Here is a 26824-nt window from a genome sequence, read left to right as displayed (position 1 = left end):
CCGTTGCGGCATCGACGCGCGCGCTGTACGAGACAAGCGGGCACGTCCGGCGTCGTGGCGCGGTCCGCATGCGGACTCACTCCAGCGCGAGATTGAAGCCCGATTCCTGCAGCAGTTCCTGTTCGGTAGCGAGATCGGCGCGCGACAGCGGGTGCTGCAGCAGCCAGCTCGCCGGCAGCTTGAGCCGCAGGCCGCGCTCGCTCGCCTCGGCGCTGAACTGCGCCAATCCCGCCGGATCGTGGCTGCGATGCAGCAGCACCGCGAGCCGCAGCAACACCACGCAGCGCAAGGTCGTCAGCGGATCGCGGCCGCCGGCGCCGACCTGCACCGACTTGTGCATGCCGCGACGCTGTGAGCGCACCAGCGCGGCGAGGAACTGCTGCTCCTGGTTGGAGAAGCCGGCGATGTCGGAATGCTCGATCAGGTAGGCGCCGTGCACGTGATGCTGGCTGTGTGCGATGGCCTGGCCGATCTCGTGCACGCGCGCCGCCCAGGCCAGGCTCAAACGCTCGTCCTCGCCCAGTTTCCAGGCGGTGGCGACCTCGTCGAACAAGGCCAGCACGGTGGCCTCGACGCGTGCGGCCTGGGCAGCATCCACCCCGTAGCGCTGGGCCATGGCCTGGATGGAACCATCGCGCGGATCGCGCAGAGCCACGCGTCCCAGCATGTCGTACAGAACGCCCTCGCGCATCGCCGTCTGCGCGACCTTCATCTGGGAGAGGCCCAGCTCGTTGAAGGCTGCCTCCAGGACCAGCACGCCGCCGGCGATCACCGGTCGGCGTTCCTCGGAGAGTTCGGGCAGCTGGATGCCATCGATTTCCTCGAAGCCGAGCAGCGCCTCGCGCACGGCGGTGAGGCCTTCGAGGGTGATCTCGCCGCGGCCGAGCTTCATGCCCTTGATGATCTTGCCGATCGCCTTGACCGTGCCGGAGGAGCCGATCACGTCCTTCCAGCCGCGCGCCCGGTAGATCGAGGCGAACTGCTGGAACTCGGCCGAGATCTCGGTGAGGCCTTCCTTCCAGCGCTTGCGCGAGAGCCGGCCGGCACCGAAGAAGCGCCGCGTGGTCGCCACGCAGCCCATCTGCAGGCTTTCGCGCTCCAGCGGCTCGAAGCCCTCGCCGATGATGAACTCGGTGCTGCCGCCGCCGATGTCGATCACCAGCCGGCGACTGCTCCTCGGCGGCAGGCCCTGGGCCACGCCGAGGTAGATGAGGCGCGCCTCCTCGCGGCCGGAGACCACCTCGATACGATGGCCCAGCGCAGTCTGCGCCGGCACCAGGAAGGACTGCGGGTTGCGCAGCTGACGCACGGTGTTGGTGGCGATCGCGCGGACCCGGTTGTGCGGAATGTTGCGCAGGCGCTGGCCCATGCGCTCCAGGCATTCGAGCGAGCGCCAGAGCGCCTCCGGCGTGAGTTCGCCGCGCTCGGTCAGACCTGAGGCGGTGCGCACCGATTCGCGAAGGCGGTCCACCACCCGCAGCTGGCCGAGGGTGTGGCGGGCCACGATCATGTGGAAGCTGTTCGAGCCGAGATCGACCGCGGCCAGCAGTTCGTTCTCGGCGAGGCCCGCGGTATCGGCCTTGAGCAGGGTCTCGGGCATGCGCGGATCCTTCAGTGGCACAGCAGGGCAAGCAGGAACTGCTGGGCCGAATGCGGCATCTCGTCCGCGCCTGGCTCGATGCGCGCGTAGCTGCCGTCCGAGTTGAGCTCCCAGGCCTGGGTGTTGTCGCGCAGATAGTTCTCCAGCTCCTCGGTGCGCACGCGCTCGGCCAGGCTGGGATCGAGGATCGGGAAGCAGGTTTCGATGCGGCGCAGCAGGTTGCGCTCCATCCAGTCGGCGCTGGACGCGAAGAGCTCCGGCTCGCCAGCGTTGGCGAACCAGTAGATGCGGCTGTGCTCCAGGAAACGGCCGATGATCGAGCGCACCCGGATGTTCTCGGAGACGCCCTTGACGCCGGGTCGCAGACCACAGGCCCCGCGCACGATCAACTCCACCTTCACCCCCGCCTGGGAGGCGTGGTACAGCGCGCGGATCACCCTGGGCTCATTGATGGCATTGAGCTTGGCGATGATGCCGGCGGGCTTGCCGGCGCGGGCATTGGCAGCCTCGCGCTCGATCTTCTTCAGGAGCCCGGGGTGCAGGGTGAAGGGCGACTGCAGGATGCGCTTCAAGCGGATTGCCGGCGCCAGGCCCGACATCTGCTGGAACAGCAGGTGCACGTCCTCGCCGATGTCGGGGTTGGCGGTGATCAGGCCGATGTCGGTGTAAAGCTTGGCCGTGCCGCTGTGGTAGTTGCCGGTGCCGAGATGCACGTAGCGCTGCAGCTTCCTGCCCTCGCGGCGCACGATCAGCAGCATCTTGGCGTGGGTCTTGTAGCCGACCACGCCGTACACCACCTGCACGCCGGCCTCCTGCAGGCGATCGGCGAGGCGCAGGTTGGCCTCTTCATCGAAGCGCGCGCGCAGCTCGATGACGACGGTGACATCCTTGCCATTGCGCGCCGCCTCGATCAGCGAACTCACCAGTGGCGAGTTGTGGCCGGTGCGGTACAGGGTCTGCTTGATCGCCAGCACATTGGGGTCATGGGCAGCGGTCTTCACCAGATCAAGGATCACCCCGAAGCTGTCATACGGGTGGTGCAGCAGCACGTCGCCCCGACGCACCACCTCGAACAGTTCCTCGCCGGTTTCGTGCGGGTGCAGGCGTGGCTTGAACGGTGGGAACTTGAGGTCAGGCCGATCGACCATGTCGTAGACGGCGGTGACGCGGTTCAAGTTGACCGGGCCGTTGATGCGGTAGATCGCCGACTCCGGCAGCTCGAAGTGACGCAGCAGTTGCTTGACGATGGGCTTCGGACAGGTGTCGGCGATCTCCAGCCGCACCGCGTGCGAATAGCCGCGACCCACGAGCTCGTCGCGCAGCGCCGAGGCCAGATTCTCCACTTCGTCCTCATCGACGAACAGCTCGGAGTTGCGGGTCACCCGGAACTGGTAGGTGCCTTTCACCGTCATGCCGGGGAAGAGGTCCTCGACGAAGGCCGAAAGCACCGCCGACAGCAGCACGAAGTCGTGGCTGCCGCCCGAGACGCTCTGCGGCAACTGGATGATGCGCGGCAGCGAGCGGGGCGCGCGCACTAGGGCCAGGCCACCGCTGCGGCCGAAGGCATCCTGACCCTGCAGCACCACCACCAGGTTCAGGCTCTTGTTGAGGATGCGCGGGAACGGATGCGCGGGGTCGACCGCCAGCGGCGACAGCACCGGGGTGATCTCGCTGTCGAAGTAGTCCTTCAGCCAGCGCTTCTGCTTGGCGCTCCAGGTGTCACGGGTGAGGATGCGGATGCCGGCGTCGTTCAGAGCCGGACGCAGGGTCTCGTTCCAGTAGCGGTATTGGGCATCGACCAGCTCGCCGGCGCGCGCGTAGATCTGCGCCAGAGCGGCGCCGGGCGCGATGCCGTCGGCCATGCCGCCGCCGCCGAAATCCTGCTGGTGGCGGATGGCGGCGACACGGATCTCGAAGAATTCATCGAGGTTGGTGCAGCTGATGCACAGATAGCGCAGGCGCTCCAGCAGGGGCACGCGCTCGTCCATGGCCTGCGCCAGCACGCGGAAGTTGAACTCGAGCTGGGAGAGCTCGCGGTTGATGTAGAGCGACGGATCGGTGAGATCGCGGTCCTGGGCCATGGCGATGGGTTCTGTGCGGAGTCGGCGGGGCGCGTGGCGCCAAGGGTTCCCATGATGCCGCAAGTGCCGGCGCGGGATTCAGGGGTTCCAGACTTCGGGGCCTGAACGGTGCTCGCGGCCCCCTTTCAGACAGCGCCTCGCTCGATCCGGTGCCGCGCATCGAAGACGCAGCAGAAGCGGCTGCCGACACCGACCTCGCTGTCGATCGCGAGCTGCGCCTGGTGCAGCTGCAGGATGTGCTTGACGATGGCGAGCCCCAAGCCGGTGCCGCCGGAGTCGCGTGAGCGGCTCGAAGACACGCGGTAGAAGCGTTCAGTCAGCCGCGGCAGATGCTGGGGCGCGATGCCCGGCCCGGTGTCGACCACGCACAGGCTGACGCCTCCGGCCGCCGCGGGGTGGAACTCGACACGGACGCGACCGCCCTCCGGCGTGTAGCGCACGGCGTTGACGACCAGGTTCGAGAACGCGCTGTGCAGCTCCTTGGTCGAGCCCAACAGGTCGCAACCGGCGCGGTCGTCGATTTCGATGCGATGACGGCCGAGGCTCATGGCCTCGGCCTCGCTGCGCAGGGCGGACAGCATCGAGGGCATGTCGACCCGCTCGTGCGGCAGCGACTCGCGCGATTCCAGCCGTGACAGGGTCAACAGGTCCTCGACGATCTGGGTCATGCGACCCGATTGACGGCGCATTTCCGAGAGCATGCCCGACCACTCGGGCACGTCCTCCGGCTCGATCATGTCGAGGTAGCCGTGCAGCACGGTCAGCGGCGTGCGCAGCTCGTGCGAGACGTTGGCCACGAAGTCCCGGCGCACCTGCTCCAGATGCAGCAGCTTGCTGATGTCGCGGGCGATCAGCAGCTGCTCCTCGGGCGTGTATTCGAGCAGGCGCATCGACAAGCGCAGACCCTCGGCGCCGGTGCCCTGGACGTCGATCAGCGGTTCGGCGGCGCCAGCCTCCAGCCAGGCGGTGACCTGCGGCGAGCGCACCAGATTGCTGAACCGACTGCCGATGTCCTTGGGATAGGACAGGCCCAGCAAGTGTTCGCTGGCTTCGTTGAACCACTCGATGCGCTGCTCGCGGCGGCTCAGCACCACCACCGCATCGGGCAGCGCCGCCGCGGCCTGCCGGAAGGCGCGCAGGGTGCCGAGCAGGCGCCGCTTGCGCTCGCGGTTCTCGCGCTGGCGCAGGTGGAGCACCCGGGCCAGCTCGGCGAACACGCCCTGGGCATCCGGCCGCTGCAGCCACTCGCGGCGATTGAGCTGGCCCAGCAGGGCGTGCAGCTGGGCGTAGTGCCAGACCAGAACGCCGAGCAGACCCGCGCACAGCACAGGCCATGGATGTCCGGTCAGAAGCCCCAGCAGAAGGCTGCCGAGCACCACAGCAGCAAGGCGCCCGGCGGTGTGCTGCCAGGCGCGCTTGAGGGTGGCGGGCGTGGGGAGTCGCGTCTTGCGCACGGACGGCCGGGCAGCGGAGGTCCGCGCAAGCTTACGCCGGCCAGGCACGGCAGATCAGACGTCGGTGGAGAATCGGTAGCCGGCGCCGCGCACGGTCTGCACCAGACCATCCAGCCCGTGCGGCTCGAGCGTCTTGCGCAGGCGGCGGATGTGCACGTCGACCGTGCGCTCCTCCACATAGACGTTGCCGCCCCAGACGTGGTCCAGCAGCTGGGTACGGCTGTAGACGCGCTCGGGATGGGTCATGAAGAAGTGCAGCAGGCGGTATTCGGTCGGGCCGATGTGGATTGGCGTCTCGCCCGCGTAGACGCGGTGCGCGGCGCCGTCAATGCGCAGACCGCCGACTGCAACGCTGCCGTCCTCCTCGTCCCCGCGCGAGCGGCGCATCACGGCCTTGATCCGGGCCAGCAGCTCGCGTGCCGAGAAGGGCTTGACCACGTAGTCATCGACGCCGGCTTCGAGCCCGCTGACGCGGTCGTTCTCCTCGCCGCGCGCGGTCAGCATGATGATCGGCACCTCGCGGGTCAGACCTTCCTTGCGCAGCCGGCGGGCGAACTCGACGCCACTCATGCCGGGCAGCATCCAGTCGAGCAGGATCAGGTCGGGGATCCGGCTGACGATGGCGGCCTGCGCTTCGCGGGCGTCGCCGGCGTGGACGGGGTCGTACTCGGCCTTGCGCAGGGCGAAGGCCACCATGTCGCGGATGGCGGGCTCGTCGTCGACGATCAGAATCTGCTTCTGCACGGGGCGTCCTTCAAGGTTTTCAGCCGCCGGCAAAGTAGATAACAGTTTTATGTCCCTGGCGTGACAGCCGCCGGGGCACCGAAACCGAAGCCGCGATTGCTGCCCGGCTCGCGCCCGGCGCGGTAGCCGCGCTCACGCAGCTCCAGCACCACCGGGGTCAACTCGGCGATGCGCGCATCGATGCGCGAGCGCTGGTAATAGTCGAGGTCGTCGCGCTGCTTGAGCGCCTGCAGCTGGTTGAGCGCATCCTCGGCGCGACCGGAGAGATAGGCCGCTTCGGCGTGGGCTTCGGAGGCACGGACCTTGTCGCCGGCCAGCTCGCTGGCGCGACCGAAACTGCGCTGCAGAGCGATGTCTTCGCCCGCCGACAACAGCAGCGGCCGCAGAACCGCCTGCGCGCGGCGTCCCTGCGTCTCTCCACCGCTGCGGATCAGCGCCTCGGCATAGCTCAGGCTCACCGGCCGGCTGCGTGGGTGCGCCTCGTAAAGCGCCTGGAACACCGCTTCGGCCTCCTGCTGGCGACCGCCCAGGTGCAGGGCTTCGGCTCGCGCCAGGTCCAGCCAGTAGCCCGGTGGCGCCTGCTCGATGCCCGCCAGCTGTGCGAGCGCGCCGGCCGAGTCGCTGGTCCGCGCCAGTGCCAGCGCGTAGCCGTAGCGCTCCGGGTCGGACAGCCCTTCACCGTGGGCCGCGGCGCGCTTGGCGAACTCGTCCAGCGCCTGCGCCGGGCTGTCTGCGCTCAGCACCCGCAGACGCGCCTGCACCCAAGGGAACAGGGCGCGGCTGGGCTGGGCGTCGAGGCCGGCGGCGGAGAAATGGCGCTCGGGCAGCAGCGGGTTCAGCGGACTGTCGTCAAGGCGTGGCGGCGGCTGGAAGCCGAGCGGAATGCGGCTGCCCTCGGCGCGGCCTTTGGCCTCGCTGATGCGGCTGCTGGTCACCGGATGGGTGCGCAGGAACTCCGGCGCCTCCTGCTCACCGATGGTCGAACGCAGGGTGCGGTGCATGCGCCCGAAGAAGTCCGCCATGGCCATCGGCTGATAGCCCGCGCGCGCCAGCGTGAGGATGCCGATGCGGTCGGCTTCGTACTCGTTGCTGCGCGTGTGGTTGATCTGGCGCTGCTGCATCAGCGCAATGCCGCTCATGATCGCCGCCTGGGTGGCATTGCCGGCGCTGTTGCCGCCGGCGCTCTGCGCGGCGGCCACCGCGCCCAGTGTGGCCAGCAGAATCGGCAGGGCGTCCTTCTGCTGGCGCTCGACGGCGCGCACGATGTGGCGCTGGGTCACGTGGGCGATTTCGTGGGCCAGCACGGCCGCCACCTCGTCCTCGCTCACGGCCGTCAGCACCAGGCCGGAGTTCATGCCGATGTAGCCGCCAAGGGTGGCGAAAGCGTTGATGTCGCGCGCACGCATCCAGAAGAAGGTGAAGTCCTGCTGCGGCCTTTCGCTGACGCCGGCGAGACGCTGGCCCAGTGCGTTCAGGTACTCGTCGAGCAGGGGATCTTCGAGCAGCATGCCGTAGGCGCGCAGCTCGCGACGGGTGTACTCGCCGTACATCGTCTCTTCGGCCGGGGTGATCAGGCTGCCGGCCGAGGAGCCCATGTCGGGCAGATCCAGTGGATCGCGCGTCTGCGCGGAGGCACCGGCGGCCAGCACGAGGGCGGCGGGCAAGAGCATCAGGCGGAGGCGTCGGACGAGTCGCAGCGGCGGGGCCATGGGCCGGATTCCTGGGAGGCAGCAGATGGGCATCTTGGACGGCGGCGGGTGGCGCGGGGTTAACCCGCCGTAAAGGCCTACGCTCGCTTCAGGCGCCGTGGCGGAACACGATCAGGTACATCAGCACCACGTTGGCCGCCAGCAGCAGCAGGGCCGTCGGCACCTGCACGCGGATGACCGCGTAAGGGTCGCGCAGTTCCAGCAGCGCCGCCGGCACCAGATTGAAGTTGGCAGCCATCGGCGTCATCAGGGTGCCGCAATAGCCCGAGAGCATGCCGATCGCGGCCATCGAGGCCGCATCCGCACCATGCAATTGCACCAGCAGCGGCAGGCCGATGCCGGCGGTCATCACCGGGAACGCCGCGAAGGCATTGCCCATGACCATGGTGAAGCCGGCCATCCCCAGCGCGTAGGCCAGCACCACCACGAAGCGGTTGTCCACCGGAATCCAGGCACGTACCAGCTCGGCCACTGCCTCCCCCACCCCTGCGGCGGCGAACACGCTGCCCAAGGTGGCGAGCAGCAGCGGCAGCAACGCTGCCCAGCCGATCGCATCGACCAACCCACGCGAATGCTCGACCGCGCGCAGCGGTGATGTCCGCGTCAGCCCGCAAGCGGCCAGCAGCGCCAGCAGGCAGGCGAGCCCGAGACCGACCTGGGTGATCATTTCGCTGCCGAACAGTCGCCACTCTCCCCACCCGACCCCGGCGCCAAACAGCACGACGGCCACGGTCACCAGGGGGATGACCAGGGCCGGCGCGAACAGGCGATGACCCAGGCGGGCTGCGGACTCCGCGACCTGCTCCGGCGCCACCGGCTCGACCCGGCCGGCGCGCACCCCGCCGAAACCCGCCAGCAAGGCCAGCGCAACCACCACGCCGCCCATCCACGCCGCCGGCAGTCGATCACCCACCAGAAACGCCACGGCCAGCAGCCCCCAGAAGGCCGCGGTCATCGCCCGACGGGGATTTGCCCGATCAAGCGCGGACAGCCAGGCGATGCGTGCCACGAACAGGCCGGCCAGCAGGTAGATCAGCGGCAACGAGATCATCGCGACGCCTCGACGGCTGCGCGCGCGGCTTCGCGCGCCAGCCGCGCATCCAGCCGCAGCAGTCGCCCGCCATGGATGGCGAACGCGCACAGGGCCGTCGGAATGCCCCAGAGGGCGATCTCGATCGGCTGCAGCTCGATGCCGTTGTCCGCGAAGAAGCTCTGCATCAGCAGCACCGCACCAAAGGCGATGAACACGTCCTCGCCGAAGAACATGCCGACGTTGTCGGTGCCCGCGCAGAGCGCGCGCAGGCGCTCGCGCTCGGCCGCCGGCAGCAGGCCATGGCGGGATTCGGCCGCCGCTTCCGCCATCGGCGCCAGCAGCGGGCGCACCGTCTGCGGATGACCGCCCAGGCTGTGCAGGCCGATCATCGACAGGAGTTGCCGCAGCGCGAGATAGAACAGCAGGAGTCGTCCAGCGGTCGCGGCGCGCAGGCGAACGATGACGGTTTGCACGTGCTGTTTGAGACCATGCCGCTCGAGTACGGCGATCACCGGCAAGGTCAACAGCAGCAGGGCGAGAAAGCGATTCTTGACGAAGGCCGTGCCCAACAGCTCCAGGGTGGCGACCGGCTCGATGCCGGCCAGCAACGCGGTGGCGAAACCGGCGCCGACCACTACCAGGGCCGGGTTCAGGCGCAGGGCAAAGCCGAGGACGACCAGTCCAACACCCACCAGAGGCAGAAGATTGGCGCTTGAACTCACGGCGCGGCGATCTCCACACCCGCTGAGGCGAGACTCGCGCGCAGTCGCCGCGCGAAGTCGACCGCATCCGGTCGATCGCCGTGCAGGCAGAGGGTCTCGGCCTCGACCCGCACCACTTCGCCGCTGCGAGCCAGCACTTCGCTGCGGGCGATCAGGCCCAGCACCTGCGCCTCGGCGGCGGCGAAGTCGTGCAGCACCGCCCCCGGCAGCGCGCGCGGCGTGAGACTGCCGTCGGATTCATAGGCCCGCTCGGCGAAGGCCTCGCCCACCACCTGCAGGCCCTGAGCGCGACCGGCTTCAAGCAGGGCGCTGCCGGCCAAGCCATAGAGCTTGAGCTGCGGATCGAAGTCCCGCACCGCTCGGGCGATGGCGTCGGCCAGTGCCGAATCGCGCGCCGCCTGGTTGTACAGCGCGCCGTGCGGCTTGACGTGATGCAGACGCCCACCCGCAGCGCGCACGAAGCCTGCAAGCGCGCCGATCTGGTACAGCACATAGGCGTAGGTTTCGGCCGGGCTCGCCGCCAGCGCGCGACGCCCATAGCCCTGCAGGTCCGGCCAGCCGGGATGGGCGCCGAGGGCCACACCGTGTTCGAGGCAGAGCGCTACCGCCGCCCGCATGTGCAGGGGATCACCCGCGTGAAAGCCGCAGGCGATGTTGGCGGAAGAGGCCAGCGGGATTAGCGCGGCGTCGTCGCCCATGCGCCAGTCGCCAAAGCTCTCGCCCACGTCGCAGTTGAAGTCGATGCGCCTGCGCATGCCCTGCCCCTTGCCGGAAGCGGGCAGTCGAGCATGCGGGCGCGCGCGCTGTAAAGGCGGGCACGTCGCGGCGATCGGATGGCGGAGGGAGTGGGATTCGAACCCACGGTGACATCGCTGCCACGCCGGTTTTCAAGACCGGTGCCTTAAACCGCTCGGCCATCCCTCCGGGCCGCTTCGCTGCCGCTTATCCGGCGCCCCGGGGGCGCCATGAAGATTGATTCTTGTCCAGTTTCTGCCAGCCGCTGCCGGCCTTTCCTGCCGATACTGCACCAATGATCCCTCGGCGCAGCGGGTGCCATCGGCGCATCACCCCTCGGGCTGAAACGCCGTCCCGCCACACCGCACAGGGGTGCGGGGCGAAGGGGATCGCATCCTGCAGGAGACCCGCCCTTCGGCGCAAGCCAAGCTTCAGAATGCGATGCGCCCGCCAAAACCGAGCAGGGACATTGCGCGCTCCATGGGCCTGCCCCTCAAGTTTGCACTTCGCATCTTCGAACCTGGCACACCGTGCCAATTCCACTCTTCAAGACAAGCACTGCTCGTAGACCTGCCGCCCCTTCGGAGTCAGTTTGACGATTCGGGTTCGCATGTTCATCGGATCAGGAACCGACTCAACGAGCCCAGGGCCTGGCTCCTTCCGGCTCGTAAGCTCGGTCAGGTCCGCCACCACCTTCGACGCCTGCGAGCGCGACAACTCGAGTTCATGGATGAGTGTCGCGTGATTGGTCCCGGCGTCTCCTCGACTCGCGATCAGCAAGAACGCCTGCAGACGCTGCAGGGGCATGTCGTTATCAATCTTCCTGCGAACCTGCATAAGAAAACGAGTGATCGTTGAGTGCTTCGCTATCGTGCTCATCTTGCAGACTTCTGGTGCTGTCCACCCAAGGCCATTGCGCTGGCTGCAGATCGATGACGCGAGGGCAAGCAGACTCGTGTTCGGCGTCAGCGTTGCTCTCGGCTATCGCTCTGCGGGGCGCGAATTGTAGTCATTGCTTGCGTGGCCGGCACAGGTGAGACCAGTGCAGGCAGAGCCCCGGCGTGGACGCTGCGAGGGATCGCAAGCGGCCGGCTGCGCGTTGGGAACGGCCGGCTCTCGCGGCTGGATCCGCCTGGCGGATCCAGCGTTTGGTGAACCTGTTCACTCGCCAAAACGCCGGCCCGGCCTAGACTTGGCACAGTTTTTTGCATTTGGTCAGGCTATGCGTTCCGCTTCAGACTTCCGCCCCACGCTGCGCCGGCTGCTGGCCGGCCTCGCGCTGTCGCTGCCGCTCGGCGCGGCCCTTGCCGAGACCGAAGCCCGCATCCTTGCCCATGCCGAAGCCCGGCTCGAAACCGACCGCCGCGCTCAGGATCGCCTCAACCTGCAGATCGAAGGCCAGACCCTGCAGCTGCGTCTGCGCGAGAACCACGCCCTGCTGGCTGCGCTACCGCCGCAATCGCGCGCCTCCATCGATGCGCTCGGCACGCATTACGAGGGCGAGATCGAAGGCATCGAAGGCAGCTGGCTGCGCTTGTCACTGATCGATGGCCGCTACTCCGGTGCCTACTTCGACGGCACGGAGCTGGTGCTGCTGGACCGCGCCGACACCCTGGCCGCCAGTCTGGTGAAGCGCGCCCCGGCCTCGGCGGACACGCTACTCGCCTATCGCCTGCGCGACGTCGAATTGCCCGGCCTCGTCGACGACGTGGTCGCGGTGCCGGGCTACCCACTGAAGACAGGCTCTGCCCGCACCAGCTACGAGAACTTCGCGCGCCACCTGCGTGGGGCGGCCGCTGGCCCCGGGAAGCTCGGCAGCCCGGTGCGCCAGCTCGCGGTCACCGTGGTGACCGACACCGAGTTCGGCAGCGTGCACGGCGGCAACCGCGATGCCGTCGTGGCCTCGCGCATCAACGTCGTCGATGGCATCTACAGCGATCAGTTCCAGACCCGCATCGTCGTTGGCACGCTGCGCCATCTGAGCGACAACGGCACGCTCAACACGACCGTGGTCAGCGGCAGCGATACGCTGCTGACGCGCTTCCGCACCTATATGACGAGCGGTGCGGGCAGCAACATCCCCAAGGGCGGCCTGAACCACCTCTTCAGCGGCAAGGACTTCGACGGCAATACGGTGGGCGTGGCCTATCTCTCGGTGCTTTGCAGCACCTCATTCGGCTACGGCATCAACCAGGTCCGCGCCGCCAACACCACCACCGCGCTGACCATTGCCCATGAGATGGGGCACAACTTCGGCGCCAGCCACGACGGCCAGAGCGGCAGCGTTTGCGAATCGCAGACCGGCAGCTGGCTGATGAGCCCGAGCCTGAACGGCTCCAGCACCTTCTCGCCCTGCGCGCGGACCTCGATCGAACCACGTATCCAACAGGCCGCCTGCTTCCAGCCGGTGGTTGTGCCGGGCGCAGTGTTCCGCAACGGCTTCGAAGTGCCGTAGGGCTTGGGCTTCCGCTACCGGGCGAGCAGCACCCATGCGGCCGCAAGTGCGGCTGCGAGCGCCGAAAGGGCCATCAGGCGTCTACGCCATGCACGCGGAGGACGTGGCGCGCGCAGCAGGCGCGAGGTCGTGCGCGGCGCGATGTCGGCTGCTGCGGGCTCGGCCAGCACCAGGGTTTCGATGACCTGCAGCACCGCCTGCGCGGAATCCAGGCGATCGTCGGGTCGCTTGGCCAGCAGTGCGTCGATCAAGGGCTGCAGCCAGTCGACCGCGCGCGGCAGTTCCGGCAGCGGCGCGCGCTCGTGCAGTTCGGCCAGGGTCAGCGGGTCCTCGCTGCGGTAGGGCAGACGGCCGCTCAGCAGTTCGAAGGCCATCACCCCGAGGCTGTAGAGGTCGGCACGCGCATCAACCGCTTCGCCGCGCGCCTGTTCCGGCGCCATGTAGGCCGCGGTGCCGGCGATCTGGCCGGCACGCGAGGAGCCCGCGCCAAGCGCGGGCGCGAGCACGCTGTCGGCAGGTCCCGGCGCCTCCGCTTCGCGGATCGGCTGCAGCAGGCCGAAATCGACCAGCACCGCGCGCCCCTCGGTGTCGAACAGCACGTTGCCGGGCTTCACATCGCGATGCACGAGGCCGCGCTGGTGCAGGGCCGACAGCGCCGACAGCACCTGTTTCAGGATCACCAGGGCCTGCAGAGCGGGCAGCGAGCCGGCCTTCTCCAGACGCTGGCGCAGGCTGCCGCCCGGCAGGTACTCGCTGACGATCTGCACGCCCTCGGCGCCGCGCTGCACTTCGATGACCCGCTCCAGGTGCGGATGGCGCAGGCCACGGGCGCGCCGCACCGCCGCCAGCAGTTCCTCCAGCCCATCCTCGTCGGCTTCCAGATCGGCGCGGATCAGCTTCACCGCCACCGGCCGATGGCGCAGGGGATGCTCGGCCAGATAGACCCGCGCACTGCTGCCGCCGCCCAGGAGACGCTGGATGCGGAAGCCCGCGACCTCTCGCGGGCTGTCGGCCGGCAGGCGGGGCAGCTCGCGGCTCACGCCTCGGCGGCCTCCGGCCACAGGCTGCGGCCACCGCTGGCGCCGCGCAGCTTGTCGACCCAGGCGCGGTGCGCCTGCAGATCGTCCTCGCTGGCGGCGACCACGCGCAGCTGGCCCGGGTCGAAGCTGACCCGGCGCGCGCTGGCCGCGGCCGCGCTCTCGGCGGCGACCGCGAGGCCCAGATCGGTCTGACCCGAGGTCATCGCGAGGTAGACATCGGCCAGCAGCTCGGCGTCGAGCAGCGCGCCGTGCAGGTTGCGGTGGCCGTTGTCCACGCCGAGGCGCTTGCACAGCGCGTCCAGGCTGTTGCGCTGGCCCGGATAGCGCTCGCGCGCCATCGCCAGCGTGTCGGTCACGATCGCGAGGTCACGCACGCTGGGGGTGTTCGGCAGGCGCGCCAGCTCGGCGTTCAGGAAACCCACGTCGAAGGCCGCGTTGTGGGCGATCAGCTCGGCGCCGCGCAGGAATTCGATCAGTTCGTCGGCGATGCCGGCGAAGCGCGGCTTGCCTTCAAGGAACTCCAGGCTGATGCCGTGGACCGCCTGCGCGCCCTCGTCGATCTCGCGCTCGGGGTGGATGTAGTGGTGGAAGGTACGGCCCGTCAGCCGCCGGTTGATGATTTCGACCGCGCCGATTTCGATGATGCGATGGCCGCGCTCGACCGGCATGCCGGTGGTTTCTGTGTCCAGCACAACCTGCCTCATGCGGCCTTCTCCTTGATGCGCAGCGCGGCCTCGCGGGCGAGTTGGTCGACGCGCTCGTTCTCGACGTGGCCGGAGTGCCCTCTCACCCAGCGCCAGTCGACCTTGTGCGACTTCTGCGCCACCAGCAGCGCCCGCCACAGATCGTCGTTCTTGACCGGCTTGCCATCGGCGGTCTTCCAGCCGCGCCGCTGCCAGCCGCCGATCCACTCGCTGATGCCTTTCTGCACGTACTGCGAGTCGGTGTGCAGCACCACCCGGCATGGCTCGCGCAGCGCCTCGAGCGCGCGAATCGCAGCCAGCAGCTCCATGCGGTTGTTGGTGGTGGCGGGCTCGCCGCCGGCCAGCTCCTTCTCGTGCGCGCCGTGGCGCAGCAGAGCGCCCCAGCCGCCTGGGCCGGGGTTTCCGAGGCAGGCGCCGTCGGTGTAGATCTCAACCTCTTTCATGGAGCTCCCAATCGTGCGGCCGCCAGCGCGCGGCGCGCAGGCAGCGGGGTGAGGCCGTGGCGGCGGCGCTTGAACTGCAGCAGCAGGCTGGCGCACAGCGTGGTCGACTGCAGCACTGCCGGGCCGGGTTCGTCACCCAAGGCCCAGGGCCAGCGCGGGCCGAGACCACGCACCGCGCGCAGCTCGAAGCCGGCGGCCTGCGCGCGCTGCCGCACACTGCTCACCTGCAGCGGCCGCAGGCCATAGCGCTGCCAGTGCAGGCGCCAGGCCGACAGCCCGTTCAGGCCCACCAGCACCAGCTCACCTTCCGGCTGCAGCAATTCGGCGGCCTCGGCGAAATCGAAGTGCTCGAACGCCATCTGCGCGGGCAGGTGCCAGGCGAGGATCAGGCCGAAGCTTTCGCGGCAGAACGGCAGGCCGTCGATGTCCGCGCGCAAAGGGCCGGCGAGCGCACCGCTGCGTGCATCGAAGCCCAAGGAGACAGCGGCGCGCGGGCCCTCGAGATCCAGCGCAAATCCGCTGGCACGGCTGCCGCAGAGCAGCAGCGCGCGACAGCCCACGCAGCGGCTGCCGAACTCCTGCAGGCCCGGCGCCTCGCAGGCCAGCAGGCGCGCGCCTGCCGCGCTGGCGAACCAGTCGAGCGAAGGCGTCACAGAGGCAGCGGGCAGCGCGGGCATCGCCGCCATTGTCTGCGAATCGTCGCCGCCATGGCAGCGTTGCCTGGGGCGGCCGGGCTCAGGGCGTGCGCCGCACCTCGCTGACCCCGGGCACCGCGGCCAGCTTGCCCAGCAGCTCGCCGAGCTGCTGGAAGTCGTTGACGCGCAGCGAAAAACGGAGTTCGGCCTTGGAGGTCTCGGGGTCCATCCGGCTGTTCACGCCCAGCACATAGGCGTTGGCCACGCCGATCACGTTGGTGAGGTCTTTCAGCAGCCATTTGCGGTCGATGGCACGCACCAGCACGTCGACCTGGTAGCTCTGGCCGCCGCGGCGGCCCCACTCCACCGGCAGCACGCGCTCGGGATGGCGCGCGGCCAGATGCTGCATTGAGGGGCAATCCTCGCGGTGGATGCTGACCCCACGGCCGCGGGTGAGAAAGCCGACGATGGGATCGCCCGCCACCGGCTGGCAGCAGCGCGCGAGCTGGGTCAGCAGGTTGCCCACGCCCTCGATGGTGAGCCCGCGGTCGGGCTTGGGCGGCTTGGCCGCCGAGATCAGCGGCTTCGGCGCTTCGGGCTCCTGCTTCGGGCTGCTGACCTCGTGGAGAGCGCGCGCGACCTGGCTGGGGCTCAGGTCGCCCAGCGCCACCGCGAAATAGAGGTCCTCGATCCGCGGCAGGCGGAACTTCGGCAGCACCAGGTTGAGGTCCAGCTGGTGCAGGGCCAGGCGCTTGAGTTCCTTGTCCAGCACCTCGCGACCTTCCTGCAGGTTGCGGGCCTGATCGAGCTTGTGGAACCAGGCGCGCACCTTGTCGCGGGCGCGGCCGGAGATGAGATAGCCCGCACCCTGCAGCAGCCAGTCTCGGCGCGGCTCGGACACCTTGCCGGTGAGGATCTCGACGCGGTCGCCCGAGCGCGGCGCATAAGTCAGCGGGACGATGCGGCCGTTGACCTTGGCGCCGCGGCAGCGATGCCCGACCTCGGTGTGTACGTGGTAGGCGAAGTCGAGCACGGTGCCGCCGCGCGGCAGATCGATGACCTGCCCCTGCGGTGTCAGCAGGTAGACGCGGTCTTCGATCAGCTCAGTCGACAATCCGGCGAGCAGCGCGGTGTCCTCCTCGCCCTCCTTGCCTTCGAGCAGCTGGCGCATCCACGCGATCTTGCGTTCGAACTCGGCGTCGCTGCCGCCGCCCTCCTTGTAGCGCCAGTGCGCCGCCACGCCCAGCTCGGCATGCTGGTGCATCTCGTGGGTGCGGATCTGGATCTCCAGCGTCTTACCCTCGGGCCCGACCACGGCCGTATGCAGGCTGCGGTAGTTGTTGCCCTTGGGGTTGGCGATGTAGTCGTCGAACTCGGAAGCGATCGGCGTCCACAGGCTGTGCGCCACACCGAGCGCGGCGTAGCAGGCGGTGAGGTCATCGACCAGCACGCGCACTGCGCGGATGTCGTAGAGATCCGAGAACGGCACGTCCTTGCGCTGCATCTTTTTCCAGATGCTGTAGATGTGCTTGGGCCGACCAGCCACTTCGGCGCGGATGCCGGCCTCGGCCAGCGCGGCGCGCAGTCGCGCCTTTGCATCCTCGATGAAGCGCTCGCGGTCGCCGCGCTTTTCATCGAGCAGTTTGGCGATGCGCCGGTAGGTGTCGGGCTGCAGGTAGCGGAAGGCGAGGTCCTCCAGCTCCCACTTCAGCTGCCAGATGCCCAGCCGGTTGGCCAGCGGCGCGTGGATGTCGGCGCTCAGCTGGGCGAGCCTGCGTCTCGCCTCCTCATCCACCTCGCCGGCAGCGCGCATCTTCGCCAGCTGACGCGCCAGCAGGATCAGCACAACGCGCAGATCGCGAATGATCGCCAGCAGCAGGCGGCGCAGGCCCTCGGCGCTGCTGCGGGCGCCGCGCTCGCCCCACAGCGCCCACACCTTCTCAGCCTCGTGCAGGCCCTCCAGCAGAGTGCGCACCGAGGCCGACAGCGGCCACGGCGGCTTGGCTTCAAGCTCCGGCCCCGCGGCATAGAGCAGCGCCGCCTGCAGGGTGTCGGCATCGGCACCGAGGCGATCGAGCAGGCCAAGACTGTCGGTCAATACTCCCTGCTCGGACGCGGCGACGCCGGTCGCCTCCACCCATGCCGCCACATCAGCAGGCAGCGCGGAATTCTGGGGCGCACGCTGGCGCAGCCACTCGGCCGGGCTGGAGGGTACGGGCTTGCTCATGCGCGACAGTGGACTTCAAAAGCAAACGCCGGAGCAAGCTCCGGCGTTCAGCTGTTCTGGGCGAATGGCGATCAGTTGTTGTAGACGATCCGCAGCGTCTGCTGAGCGTTCAGGGTCGGCGAGCCCGTGTCAGTCACCGTGATCGTGCAGAACACTTCAACCGCGGGGCTTGGCGCGGGATCAAAGTTCGACTTGCGATAGGTCAGGGCGAAGCCAAAGGGCTGATCCGCCGACTGCGGGCTGCTCGGCGTGATGCTGGGGACAACCTCGAAGGGATTGACGCCGGTCGAATGCGGCGCGCAGCTGATGCTCGCCTGCAGCTGCTGCCCGGGAGACTCCGGCTGCACGCCGACGGAGCGATTGCGGAGGAAGTCCGGGAAAGTCAGGGAGCACACATCAAGGCTCGGGCAGTTGCCGCCACGGACCACGTTCGGCGAATCGATGGGCTGACCGGTGGCATCTCGCGGCAGTCCGCCAGTGGGCGACAGTCGGATCTCATCTGTCAGCAGGGTGAAGCTCGGCGCCGAATTCACATCAGTCACATTCACTACCACGTTCAGCACGCGCACGCCGCCCAAGGCATCCGTGGCTTCGAGGCGGAGCGTGGTGGAGCCGATCTGACTCGGTTCGCGTGTCAGCGTGAGGGTCCAGTTGCCTGGGCCGCCGCTGAGCGCGCCGGTCACCGGCGAAGTGCCGGGGTTGCCGTTCTGGACAATCGCGAAGCTCTGCACGCCATCGCTGTCCGCCACGGCGCAGTCGAAACTGCGGGGGGCGGTGTCGGTTTCCAGGAAATTGACGGTTGCGCTCAGCGGCGCGCCCGAAGCCGGCAATCCTTGGCAATCGATGGTGGGCGGATTGTTGAGAATGGTGCCAAGGCGCAGCGAACGCGCATTGTCGGCGGGCAGCGCGTCGTTGCCCTGCGCCGGGTCGACGAAGGCCGCCACGGCCAGCAGGGCGCCGGTTTCGGGTTCGATCGCAACCGAGCCGCCGATCTGGCGCTGCAGGCGGAAGGTCCGCGTCGCATTGCCCGCAAGGTCAATCGCCTGATCGAGGGTCGGACCCGCGCAGGCCACCGGCGCGGCGCCGGCAACCTCTTCGCAAGCGACCGGGGTCACGGCCGGCGACAGGCTGCCGCCGGAGGTGGGCAGGAACTCGCGCAGGCGGACGCCCGTCAGGGGGAGTGCGGAGCGGTTGCTGACCTGCACGTAGTACTCGGCCGGGAAGCCGACGACGTGCACCAGCTGTTCGATGGGCTGCTGGCCCGCAGCATCGGCAAAGAACTGCACGCGCACATCGGGTACGGGACTCTCGAAGCCGTCGTGAAAGACCCCGTCGGCCCCGCCCGGCGCAGGCGCCAGGGCGACGTTAGCGGAGGTCGCGTCATAACACTGCAGGTAGGGGCTGCCAGTGGGCGCACTGGCGAGCGAAGCGGAGATGCGGCTGGCTGCCGTGCCTTGTCCATACTGAAGCGCCAGGCCGCTCACGCCCCAAAGGCAGCGCTCCGGCGCCGTGGGCGCCTGCGAGACCGTGCAGGCGGAGCCGAGCCTCTGGCCGCCACCGTTGGTCAGTTCCAGAGCGAAGAGGCTGCTCAGCGCCAGGCCACTCGGCAGGTTGGCGATGTCCAGAAAGCTTGTGCAGATCACCGGGCTGAGCGTGGATCCAACCACCCGGCGGTCGTCACCGTCGAGCGTGGTCAGGCTGAGGCCGGTGCTGAGGTTGAGGCGAACGTCTCCCAGACCTGGCAGCTGGGGCAGGTCCAAGCGCAGGCGCGCAGGCGTCGCCCACTGGCAGGGCGGTGGCGCAGGCGTGCCGGGCACGAGATCTGCGAAGTACAGGCTGCCTGCCTGGAACAGCCCGTAGCCCCCGTTGCCGGGCGAGGTGGTGCCGGGCGCTGCGCCCGTAGTGCAGAAGGATGCTTCCACCTCGCCCTTGGCAAGACCGAGGGACTGGGCGTACAGCGGGGTGGAGAGCGAGGCAAACGAAAACGCAGCGAAAGGAAGAAGAATTATCGAACGAGTCATGTAGGACCTGATCATCTTGGGGGAAGCAACCGGACGAAGCGTTGCCGCATGATAGACGTCGCCTCCAGCCGCTTCTACCCGTCGCCCCTGCCGCCCGTCACGAGATGGACGCCGCGGGGCTGTCCGTTCAGCCTGCGTGGTGCCCGCGTTCAGTTCCAGTGAGATTCCGACGATGCCCTCCAAGCCGCCCTCCCCCGCCCTGCCCTTGCCCTTATTGGTGAGCCTCGGGCTGCCGATGCGGTATTTGCGGGCCTTGGCTGCAGCAATTCGGCGCCCATACCGTTCCTCCATCCAGGTCAACGCGGGGCGCTTCGAGCTGCTCCCCGCGAGTTGCGTACAGCCCAAGGGCAACCGGTCCTGGCGCCAGCGTTCGTGCGCGACCTGGGCGTTGCGCGATCGGCGTGACGGCAGGATCGTCCAGTGGCTGCCCACGGAAGCGACGCGACCGCATCGGTCACTCGGGCGCGCCCTGCCGGCGCGGGACGCGCAGGCGGCGCGACGACTGCAGCACGCCTTGGGCCTGCGCAAGCTGACGCGCGCGTCGCTGCCCTCGCACGCGGAACCCGCGACGATGCGGCAGGCCGGGAAGGATCGCTACGGCCGCCCCCTGTGGCTGAGCGCCGAAGCTGGCCGCGCTTGGCTGGCCATGCAGCGCGCAGCCGCCCGTGAGGGCATCCGGCTGGAGGCGATTTCGGGCTTCCGAAGCGTCGAGTACCAAGCGGCGATCATCCGCCGCAAGCTGAAGCGCGGGCTGGGCATCGAGCAGATCCTCGCGATCAATGCCGCACCGGGCGAATCCGAACACCACAGCGGGCGGGCCCTCGATATGAGCTGCCCGGGCGAACCGCCGGCCGAAGTGAGCTTCGAGCACACGCCGGCCTTCGCCTGGCTGCAGACCAAGGCGGGGCACTTCGGCTTCCGCTTGAGCTACCCGCGCGGCAATCCGTTCGGCATCGTCTACGAGCCCTGGCACTGGTGCTGGCATCCGCCAGCCCGCGGAAGCCTGCGTCAGCGCGGCGGCGACTGAGGCGCGGCGGCGCCGGCGATCGGATCGCCGGCGCCCTCGGAGACCTCATCGCTGCCAGCATGCGGCGGGACCTCGCGCGCCCGCAGCGCCTGCTCGAAGGCCTGCGCGGCACGGCGCGCGCTTCGCTCGTCAAGGCGACGTCGCCAGGCGATGCGGGCGCTCACGCGCCAGGCCTGGTTCATGAGCAGATGCGCGAACAGGCTGCCACCGACTGCCATGACCACCAAGCCCAGCAGCAGCGGCTTGCCCAAGGAGTCCAGATAGGCCCAGCCCGCGGCCAACCACCCCTGGCTCTCGGCTTGGGCAATCTGCGACTCGATCAGCAGGGGGTCCGGCCACGGCCCGGCGAGTTCAACCACCGCAGGATCGCCTCCCATCAGCGCGAGCCCGAGCTTGTAGGCGAAGTAGTAGATCAGCGGGAAGGTCACGGGATTGCTGATGAAGGTGCTGGCCATGGCCACCGGCACGTTGCCGCGCAGCAGAATGGCGGTGATGCCAGCCAGAGGAATCTGGCCGAAGGGCAGCAGCAGCCCATAGAACACGCCGATGGCGACACCTTGAGCGATGCCTCTGCGGCTGAGCTGCCACAGACGCGGATGCTGGATGCCACGGCCCATCCAGCGCGCCCAGCGCGCCGAGCGGACCTTGTCCGCACTGGGTAGCCAGCGGCGCAGCCGCCGCCTCACGGGCACATCCCCCGGCCAGGAGCGGCACCACGATCCGCTGACGCCAGTCCTGCGCGTCCGGGACGGGACGCGCCGAAGGCGTCTCGATCGAGCGCGCTCGGGTCAGCGCGCAGGGTAGACACGCTCACCGTCGATCCAGGTCGACTGCACGCGCAGCTCCAGGATGTCGGCGGGTGCGAGGTCCTCAAGCGCACGTGAGAGCACCACGAAATCGGCACGCTTGCCGGGCTCCAGGCTGCCGACCTCGGTTTCGGCGAAACCAGCGCGCGCCGCGTCGAGAGTGAAACCGCGCAGGGCCTCCATCAGGCTGAGTTTCTGGCTGGCGATCCAGCCGCCCTCGGGCCAGCCGCGTGCGTCCTGTCGGGTCGCCGCCGCATGCAGCCCAAGCAACGGATCCACCAACTCCACGGGGAAATCCGAGCCCAGCGCCAGCACGGCGCCGGACTCCTTCATGCGGCGCCAGGCATAGGCCCCGGCGAGGCGATCCTCGCCCAGTCGCGCCTGCGCCCAGCGCATGTCGCTGGTGGCGTGGGTTGGCTGCATCGAAGCGATCACGCCGAGCTGGGCGAAACGGGGGATGTCGGAAAGAGCGACCACCTGGGCATGCTCGATGCGCCAGCGATGGTCGCTGGCTGAGGCCTCGCCCAACACCCGCTGCATGCCGTCCAGCACCACCCGATTGCCGCGGTCACCGATCGCATGCGCCGCCACCTGTGCGCCGCAGTCATAGGCCTTGCGCAGGATCTTCTCGAAGGCCGGCGGTTCGGCGAACAGCAGGCCACGGTTGCCGGGCTCGTCGCTGTAGTCGGCGAGCAGGGCAGCGCCGCGGCTGCCCAGCGCGCCGTCGATGTAGAGCTTGACCGTGCGCATCTGCAGGCGCCCGGACGGATGCCGGTAATGCCCCATAGCGCACAGCGCATCCAGCGCCTCGGCATCGCCGTTCGCCATCGCGTGGATGCGCAGCGGCAGACGACCGCTGTCGGCGAAGCGCCGATACAGCCCGAGCTGCTTGAGCGATACGCCGGCATCGTGCACGCCGGTCAGGCCGAATTTGACGGCTTCGGCCAGCGCGCGCTCCAGGGCCAAGGCATCGACCTCCGCGGACGGCGCCGGTATCTGTTCGACGATGAAGCGCTCCGCACTGTCAATGAACACGCCGGTCGGCTGGCCGGAGGCGTCGCGAAGAATGCGCCCACCCTCAGGCTGCCAGTCGCCGGACAGATCGCGCTTCGAGGCCGAGAGCGCCAGCGAATTGCCCCAGCCAGCATGCCCATCCACGCGCTCCAGCCAGACCGGGCGATCCGGGAAATGCGCATCCAGGTCAGCCGCGGTGGGGAACTCCGCCTCGGGCCACAGCGTCTGGTCCCAGCCGCGCCCCAGCAGCCAAGCGCCCTGCGGCAGGTCGCGCGCGTGCGACTTGAGACGCTCGACGATCTCGGCCTTGCTGGTGGCGCCCATCAGATCGGCGCGCAGCAGTGCATGGCCGAGGTTCATCAGATGCCCATGGGCGTCGATCAGGCCGGGCACGACTGTCTGCCCGCCAAGGTCGATCTCGCGTGCGCCGCGGTACTGCTCGCGAAGCGCCGCGGCCTCGCCGAGCGCCAGCAGCCGGCCCTCGGCGTCCCAGGCCATCGCTTCCACCAGCGGGCGCGATTGGTCGAGCGTGTGGATGCGCGCATCCACCAGCAGGGTGGTCTCGGCAGACGCCGCAGCGGCGGCGGCAAGGGCCAACAAAGCAAGGGAGGCACGAAGCGGCATGCGGCGGGCTCGGTTGATCGCGGTGGCGGCCACTGTGCCGCAGGCCCTGAAAAGCAACAAGCCGCACATCGCTGCGCGGCCTGATGCTTGAAGCGTCAAGTGAGATCAGTAAGGCACGGGACGCACATCGACCTCGACCCGGATGCGGTCACCGGGGTGGTAGTCGGTGCGTGTCCAATGGGTACGTCCACGGTAGCGATAGGCGACGTCATACCCGACCACGCGCTCGTCGCGACGGTAATCGGTCACCACCCGGCAGCGGTCCTCGTAGCGGGTGTACTCGCGGCCTTCGATGTAGCCACCGCGATGCCGCTGCGAGTCGCGCACCGCGGCATAGCCCAAGGCGGCACCGGCGAGGGTCGCGGCGTCTCGCCCGCTGCCGCTGCCGAACTGGTTGCCAATGGCGCCACCGATGATGCCCCCCAGAATCGCCGGGGCGCGGTCGCGCGACCCTCGCACGTAGCGATCCGGCTCACGATAGGTGACGGGCTCGCTCCAGCACTGCTCGCTGCGCACCGGCTCGCGGTAGCTCTCGATGATCGGACGCACCTCGACGACCCGGGCGTAGTCATAGGCCGGACCGTAGTCACGACCGCCCGCCGAAGCCACGCCCGCGCAGCTCAGCGCGAGCGCCGCGGCAACAAGGGAGAAGGAACGCAGGCCTGCACGCTTCATGACGAACTCCACGCTGCTCAAGACCGGGATGCCCCGGCGCGAAGGACGCTAGGTTCGCCGGACTTAATCGGTTCTGAACTTCGCAGCTCGCGTTCAGCCCGGATCGGGCTAGGCAAGCGGGCCCTGAACGCGGTGCCCAGCCAAGGGACGGAGCCTGTCCTCCGAACGCCCTCCACCGCGTATCGGCCGCGTTCGCCAAGAACCGACGTCAGTCGAGCGCGGCGAGCCAGGCGCGGACGCCCTCGAAGCTCGCCCACCATCCATTGCCCAGCAGCGGCGACACGTGCGAACCGCGCAGGCGCAGATGCGAAGCGCGCCACCGGGTCACCATGGCCTCGACTGCGCGCGGATCAATGACCTCGTCCTGCTCGGACTGAACCACCAGCAAGGGACAGTCGGGCGGCTCGACGCGGTATCCCGACTGCGCCTCGGCGAGCAGCGCGCCGGAGAAATCGCGCCAACGCCGGAACGCCAGCAGGGCCTCACCGCCGCGAAGCTCCGGCAGGGCTGCCTGCGTGCCGGCGAGGCGCGCATCCAGCCCCCAGCGCCGCAGCAGCGAAGACTGCGCGGAGTCGCCGCCCCCCTGCGGCGGCGGCTGGAAGGGCGCAGGCGGCAAGGGATTCAATAGCACCAGCGCGCGCGCCTGCAGCCGTCGCGCCAGGGCAGAGGCCAGCAGCCCCCCGAAGCTGGCGCCGATCAGCACGCAACCCTTCTGATCGTGATGCTCAAGCTCCAGCGCGGCCACCAGGTCCTGCATGCAAGCGCTCGATTCAGCGGCCGCACGACTGAAGTCGGCCGCCACGAAGCGACCGCCCAGAGCCGACCAGGCCCGCGCCCAGCAGGCCCATTCCCAGGCGCCACCGCCAGCGCCATGCAAGGCAAGCGCGGTGGGCAGCGCGTCATGCGCCGCCGATTGGCATCTGCCAGACTCTGCGCCCCCCAGCACACCCTGCGCCTGCTTGATCACGGTTTCCGCCCTGTCCGCCTTTGATGACAACTACCTCTGGCTGCTGCATGTGCCCGAGGCGGGCGCCATTGTCGTCGACCCGGGCGATGCAGGTGTGGTGCTGGCCGAAGTGGAACGTGGACTCGAACTCGCGGCCATCCTCATCACCCATCACCATGCCGATCACACCGGCGGCATCGTCGAGCTCCAGCGCAGACTGGGCCTGCCCTGCTTCGCGCCTGCCGATCCCCGGATCCCCGGCGAACTGCGCCACGTCGGCAACGGCGAAGCGCTCAGGCTGGATGGCTGGCCGGCGTCGATAGAAGTGATAGCGACACCCGGCCACACGCGCTCGCACGTGAGCTACTTCGCGGGCGGCCACCTGTTCTGCGGAGATACGCTGTTCAGCCTGGGCTGCGGCCGGCTCTTCGAGGGCGATGCCGAGCAGATGCACGCCTCGCTGCAGCGTCTTGCCGCCCTGCCAGCCGAGACCCTGGTGTGCTGCACACACGAGTACAGTGCGGCGAACGCACGTTTCGCGCAGACCGTAGACCCCGATAACAGGGCCCTGCGTATTCGCGCCGAGGCCATCGCGAATGCACGGCGCGCGGGCCGTCCAAGCCTGCCCGTATCGCTGGCCAGCGAGCTCGCCTGCAACCCGTTCCTGCGCGTGCATCGCCCGGAAATCCGCGCCGCGGCGGAGGCATGGTGCGGACACGCGCTGTCGGCAGCGACCGAGGTGTTCGCCGCGTTGCGCCGCTGGAAGGACGAATTCCGGTGATGCGACACCCTGCCACGCTTCCGGAGCTTGGACGCGCCGTCTCCGCGGCGCGTGCACTTCCGTTCGGCATTCGCCCGCTGGCGCTGTTGCTGATGCTTGCCTTGACAGGCTGCCAGGCGCCGATCCGCCCCGAGCCGCCAGCACCCGCCGAACCGCCCGCGGCGCCGATGCCCGCACTGGAAGCGATGCCCGCCCCGCCACCAGAACCTCCGCCACCCACACCGCCGCCGCCGGATGTATTCGAGCGCCTGCGCGCCCAGTTGGGATCCGACCACTGCGCGGAGGACGGTCGCCAGGCTCAGTGGGTACGTCTGTATGCACCGCGCCCCGAGCGCTTCGGTGCGCGGATCGCTCCCATGCTGCCCTTGCTGGACTATGTGCTGGACCAGGTCGAGGCCGCCGGTCTGCCCGGCGAGTTCGCCCTGATCCCGATCATTGAGAGCAGTTACCGACCGCAGGCCCGATCGCCCGCCGGACCCGCGGGCATGTGGCAATTCACCGCCAATACGGCGCGCCATTTCGGCCTCAGCGTGAATGGCGAGCGCGACGAGCGCCTGTCCGTGGTGGACGCGACCGAGGCTGCGCTTCAACACCTCGGGCAACTGCAGGCCGAGCACGGCGACTGGGTGCTGGCAGCGGCCGGCTACAACGCGGGGGCCTTTCGCGTGCGCAAACTGCTGGAGCGGCTCGATGCGCCGCCGCCGCCGGGCCAGCTGCCGCAGGGCCTGGCGCGTGGCACCTACGAGTACGTCGAAAAGTTGAAGGCATGGGCCTGCATGCTCAGCGAGCCTGAGCGGTTCGGCATCGCTCTTCCTGATGCCGACAGCTTCGAGCCCCTCACGCGTGTCACCACGCCGCCGCGCATGCAGCGCCTTGATCTGCTCAGCGAGGCTTCGGGATTGAACGCCGAAGCACTCCGTAGCCTGAATCCCCTGTTGCGCCTTGCGGCCCCCGCGCGCGGCGACAAGGACCTGCTGTTGCCCGAGAACGCGGCGGCCGAACTGATCGCGTTCATGGATCGCGTCAAGCGCGGCGAGATTCCGTTGCCCGAGCCGCGCCTGCACACGGTCGTGTCCGGCGACACGCTGTCGGTGATCGCCCGCCGCCATGGGCTCAGCGTGACCGAGCTGCAGCGTTGGAATGGCTTGGGCGCGAAATCGGTGCTGCGCATCGGCCAGGTGCTTCGCCTCGAGCCGGCGACTGCGGGAACCTCCGCACGCTCGCGCTGACCGGCTGCGCCGAGCATGCGGCGACCGTTCCGGTACGCAGCAAATGCTCTCCGGAAACGGTCGTCTGATCAGGCCCGGCGAACTCGCTGATGTCCCGGGCTGCATTGGCTCCCCAGTAC

23 protein-coding genes and 1 tRNA gene are annotated in these 26824 nt (G+C 69.0%); 4 read left to right on the top strand and 20 right to left on the bottom strand.

Features of this window, described 5'->3' with window-relative positions; genetic code table 11:
* Positions 1-76: 76 nt before the first annotated feature.
* The 10 genes from BLP83_RS00845 to BLP83_RS00800 form a co-directional block, all read right to left on the bottom strand.
* Complete coding sequence (locus BLP83_RS00845; protein WP_091239361.1) at positions 77-1600, bottom strand: Ppx/GppA phosphatase family protein; 1524 nt, start codon at positions 1598-1600, stop codon at positions 77-79.
* A gap of 11 nt (positions 1601-1611) precedes the next feature.
* A complete protein-coding gene (gene ppk1, locus BLP83_RS00840) occupies positions 1612-3681 on the bottom strand; it encodes a polyphosphate kinase 1 (protein ID WP_091237682.1) in 2070 nt (689 codons plus the stop codon).
* Between the two features lie 125 nt (positions 3682-3806).
* Positions 3807-5135 (bottom strand): phosphate regulon sensor histidine kinase PhoR, encoded by a 1329-nt coding sequence (phoR, locus tag BLP83_RS00835; RefSeq protein ID WP_091237679.1) that lies wholly within the window; start codon positions 5133-5135, stop codon positions 3807-3809.
* Positions 5136-5189: 54 nt separating this feature from the next.
* On the bottom strand, positions 5190-5879 hold the full coding sequence (gene phoB, locus BLP83_RS00830) for a phosphate regulon transcriptional regulator PhoB (protein ID WP_091237676.1): 690 nt from the start codon (positions 5877-5879) through the stop codon (positions 5190-5192).
* Positions 5880-5926: 47 nt separating this feature from the next.
* Positions 5927-7588 carry a M48 family metalloprotease gene (locus BLP83_RS00825; protein ID WP_091237672.1) on the bottom strand — a complete coding sequence of 554 codons (1662 nt, stop codon included), beginning with the start codon at positions 7586-7588 and terminating at the stop codon, positions 5927-5929.
* Positions 7589-7676: 88 nt separating this feature from the next.
* On the bottom strand, positions 7677-8639 hold the full coding sequence (locus BLP83_RS18835) for a DUF979 domain-containing protein (RefSeq protein WP_091237670.1): 963 nt from the start codon (positions 8637-8639) through the stop codon (positions 7677-7679).
* Positions 8636-9343, bottom strand: coding sequence for a DUF969 domain-containing protein (locus tag BLP83_RS18830; protein WP_091237668.1), 708 nt, complete (start codon positions 9341-9343; stop codon positions 8636-8638). Before BLP83_RS18830 ends, BLP83_RS18835 begins: the two co-directional genes overlap by 4 nt.
* Positions 9340-10098 carry a LamB/YcsF family protein gene (locus BLP83_RS00810; RefSeq protein ID WP_091237665.1) on the bottom strand — a complete coding sequence of 253 codons (759 nt, stop codon included), beginning with the start codon at positions 10096-10098 and terminating at the stop codon, positions 9340-9342. The genes BLP83_RS18830 and BLP83_RS00810 overlap by 4 nt, the downstream gene beginning before the upstream one ends.
* Positions 10099-10177: 79 nt before the next feature.
* Positions 10178-10267 (bottom strand) — tRNA-Ser (locus tag BLP83_RS00805).
* 357 nt (positions 10268-10624) lie between these two features.
* The gene (locus tag BLP83_RS00800; RefSeq protein WP_091237663.1) at positions 10625-10957 is read right to left on the bottom strand and encodes a winged helix DNA-binding protein; all 333 of its coding nucleotides are present in this window, start codon (positions 10955-10957) and stop codon (positions 10625-10627) included.
* A 343-nt stretch (positions 10958-11300) separates the two neighbouring features.
* Here BLP83_RS00800 and BLP83_RS00795 point away from each other — a divergent pair, with 343 nt between their 5' ends.
* Positions 11301-12533, top strand: coding sequence for a M12 family metallo-peptidase (locus tag BLP83_RS00795; protein ID WP_091237659.1), 1233 nt, complete (start codon positions 11301-11303; stop codon positions 12531-12533).
* Between the two features lie 14 nt (positions 12534-12547).
* Here the strand turns inward: BLP83_RS00795 and BLP83_RS00790 are convergent, their stop codons facing one another.
* The 6 genes from BLP83_RS00790 to BLP83_RS00765 form a co-directional block, all read right to left on the bottom strand.
* The gene (locus BLP83_RS00790) at positions 12548-13573 is read right to left on the bottom strand and encodes a serine/threonine-protein kinase (RefSeq protein ID WP_176763948.1); all 1026 of its coding nucleotides are present in this window, start codon (positions 13571-13573) and stop codon (positions 12548-12550) included.
* A complete protein-coding gene (gene dnaQ / locus BLP83_RS00785) occupies positions 13570-14277 on the bottom strand; it encodes a DNA polymerase III subunit epsilon (RefSeq protein ID WP_091237653.1) in 708 nt (235 codons plus the stop codon). The genes BLP83_RS00790 and dnaQ overlap by 4 nt, the downstream gene beginning before the upstream one ends.
* The gene (gene rnhA / locus BLP83_RS00780) at positions 14274-14720 is read right to left on the bottom strand and encodes a ribonuclease HI (protein ID WP_091237650.1); all 447 of its coding nucleotides are present in this window, start codon (positions 14718-14720) and stop codon (positions 14274-14276) included. The genes dnaQ and rnhA overlap by 4 nt, the downstream gene beginning before the upstream one ends.
* Complete coding sequence (locus tag BLP83_RS00775) at positions 14717-15397, bottom strand: hypothetical protein (protein ID WP_218121161.1); 681 nt, start codon at positions 15395-15397, stop codon at positions 14717-14719. Before BLP83_RS00775 ends, rnhA begins: the two co-directional genes overlap by 4 nt.
* A gap of 58 nt (positions 15398-15455) precedes the next feature.
* Positions 15456-17582 (bottom strand): RelA/SpoT family protein, encoded by a 2127-nt coding sequence (locus tag BLP83_RS00770; protein WP_091237644.1) that lies wholly within the window; start codon positions 17580-17582, stop codon positions 15456-15458.
* A gap of 71 nt (positions 17583-17653) precedes the next feature.
* Positions 17654-20035, bottom strand: a complete 2382-nt coding sequence (locus BLP83_RS00765; protein WP_245679963.1) for a hypothetical protein — start codon at positions 20033-20035, stop codon at positions 17654-17656.
* A 139-nt stretch (positions 20036-20174) separates the two neighbouring features.
* Here BLP83_RS00765 and BLP83_RS19335 point away from each other — a divergent pair, with 139 nt between their 5' ends.
* Positions 20175-20630 carry a M15 family metallopeptidase gene (locus BLP83_RS19335; protein ID WP_425388951.1) on the top strand — a complete coding sequence of 152 codons (456 nt, stop codon included), beginning with the start codon at positions 20175-20177 and terminating at the stop codon, positions 20628-20630.
* Here the strand turns inward: BLP83_RS19335 and BLP83_RS00755 are convergent.
* The 4 genes from BLP83_RS00755 to BLP83_RS00740 all read right to left on the bottom strand — a co-directional run bounded on the left by BLP83_RS00755 (position 20612) and on the right by BLP83_RS00740 (position 24695).
* The gene (locus tag BLP83_RS00755; protein ID WP_218121160.1) at positions 20612-21316 is read right to left on the bottom strand and encodes a DUF2062 domain-containing protein; all 705 of its coding nucleotides are present in this window, start codon (positions 21314-21316) and stop codon (positions 20612-20614) included. The genes BLP83_RS19335 and BLP83_RS00755 overlap by 19 nt on opposite strands.
* A 102-nt stretch (positions 21317-21418) precedes the next feature.
* Complete coding sequence (locus BLP83_RS00750; protein ID WP_091239358.1) at positions 21419-23074, bottom strand: amidohydrolase; 1656 nt, start codon at positions 23072-23074, stop codon at positions 21419-21421.
* 105 nt (positions 23075-23179) lie between these two features.
* Positions 23180-23749, bottom strand: a complete 570-nt coding sequence (locus BLP83_RS00745) for a glycine zipper 2TM domain-containing protein (RefSeq protein ID WP_143006507.1) — start codon at positions 23747-23749, stop codon at positions 23180-23182.
* A 208-nt stretch (positions 23750-23957) separates the two neighbouring features.
* Positions 23958-24695, bottom strand: a complete 738-nt coding sequence (locus BLP83_RS00740) for an alpha/beta fold hydrolase (RefSeq protein ID WP_245679953.1) — start codon at positions 24693-24695, stop codon at positions 23958-23960.
* A gap of 16 nt (positions 24696-24711) precedes the next feature.
* Here BLP83_RS00740 and gloB point away from each other — a divergent pair, with 16 nt between their 5' ends.
* Positions 24712-25476, top strand: a complete 765-nt coding sequence (gene gloB, locus BLP83_RS00735; RefSeq protein WP_091239356.1) for a hydroxyacylglutathione hydrolase — start codon at positions 24712-24714, stop codon at positions 25474-25476.
* A gap of 356 nt (positions 25477-25832) precedes the next feature.
* Positions 25833-26705, top strand: a complete 873-nt coding sequence (locus tag BLP83_RS00730; RefSeq protein WP_176763946.1) for a lytic transglycosylase domain-containing protein — start codon at positions 25833-25835, stop codon at positions 26703-26705.
* Positions 26706-26824: the final 119 nt, after the last annotated feature.

It is taken from the genome of Aquimonas voraii, assembly GCF_900101825.1.
GTDB lineage: Bacteria > Pseudomonadota > Gammaproteobacteria > Xanthomonadales > Xanthomonadaceae > Aquimonas > Aquimonas voraii.
Note: the sequence above shows the minus strand (reverse complement) of the source record. Positions and strands in the feature narration are given on the sequence as shown.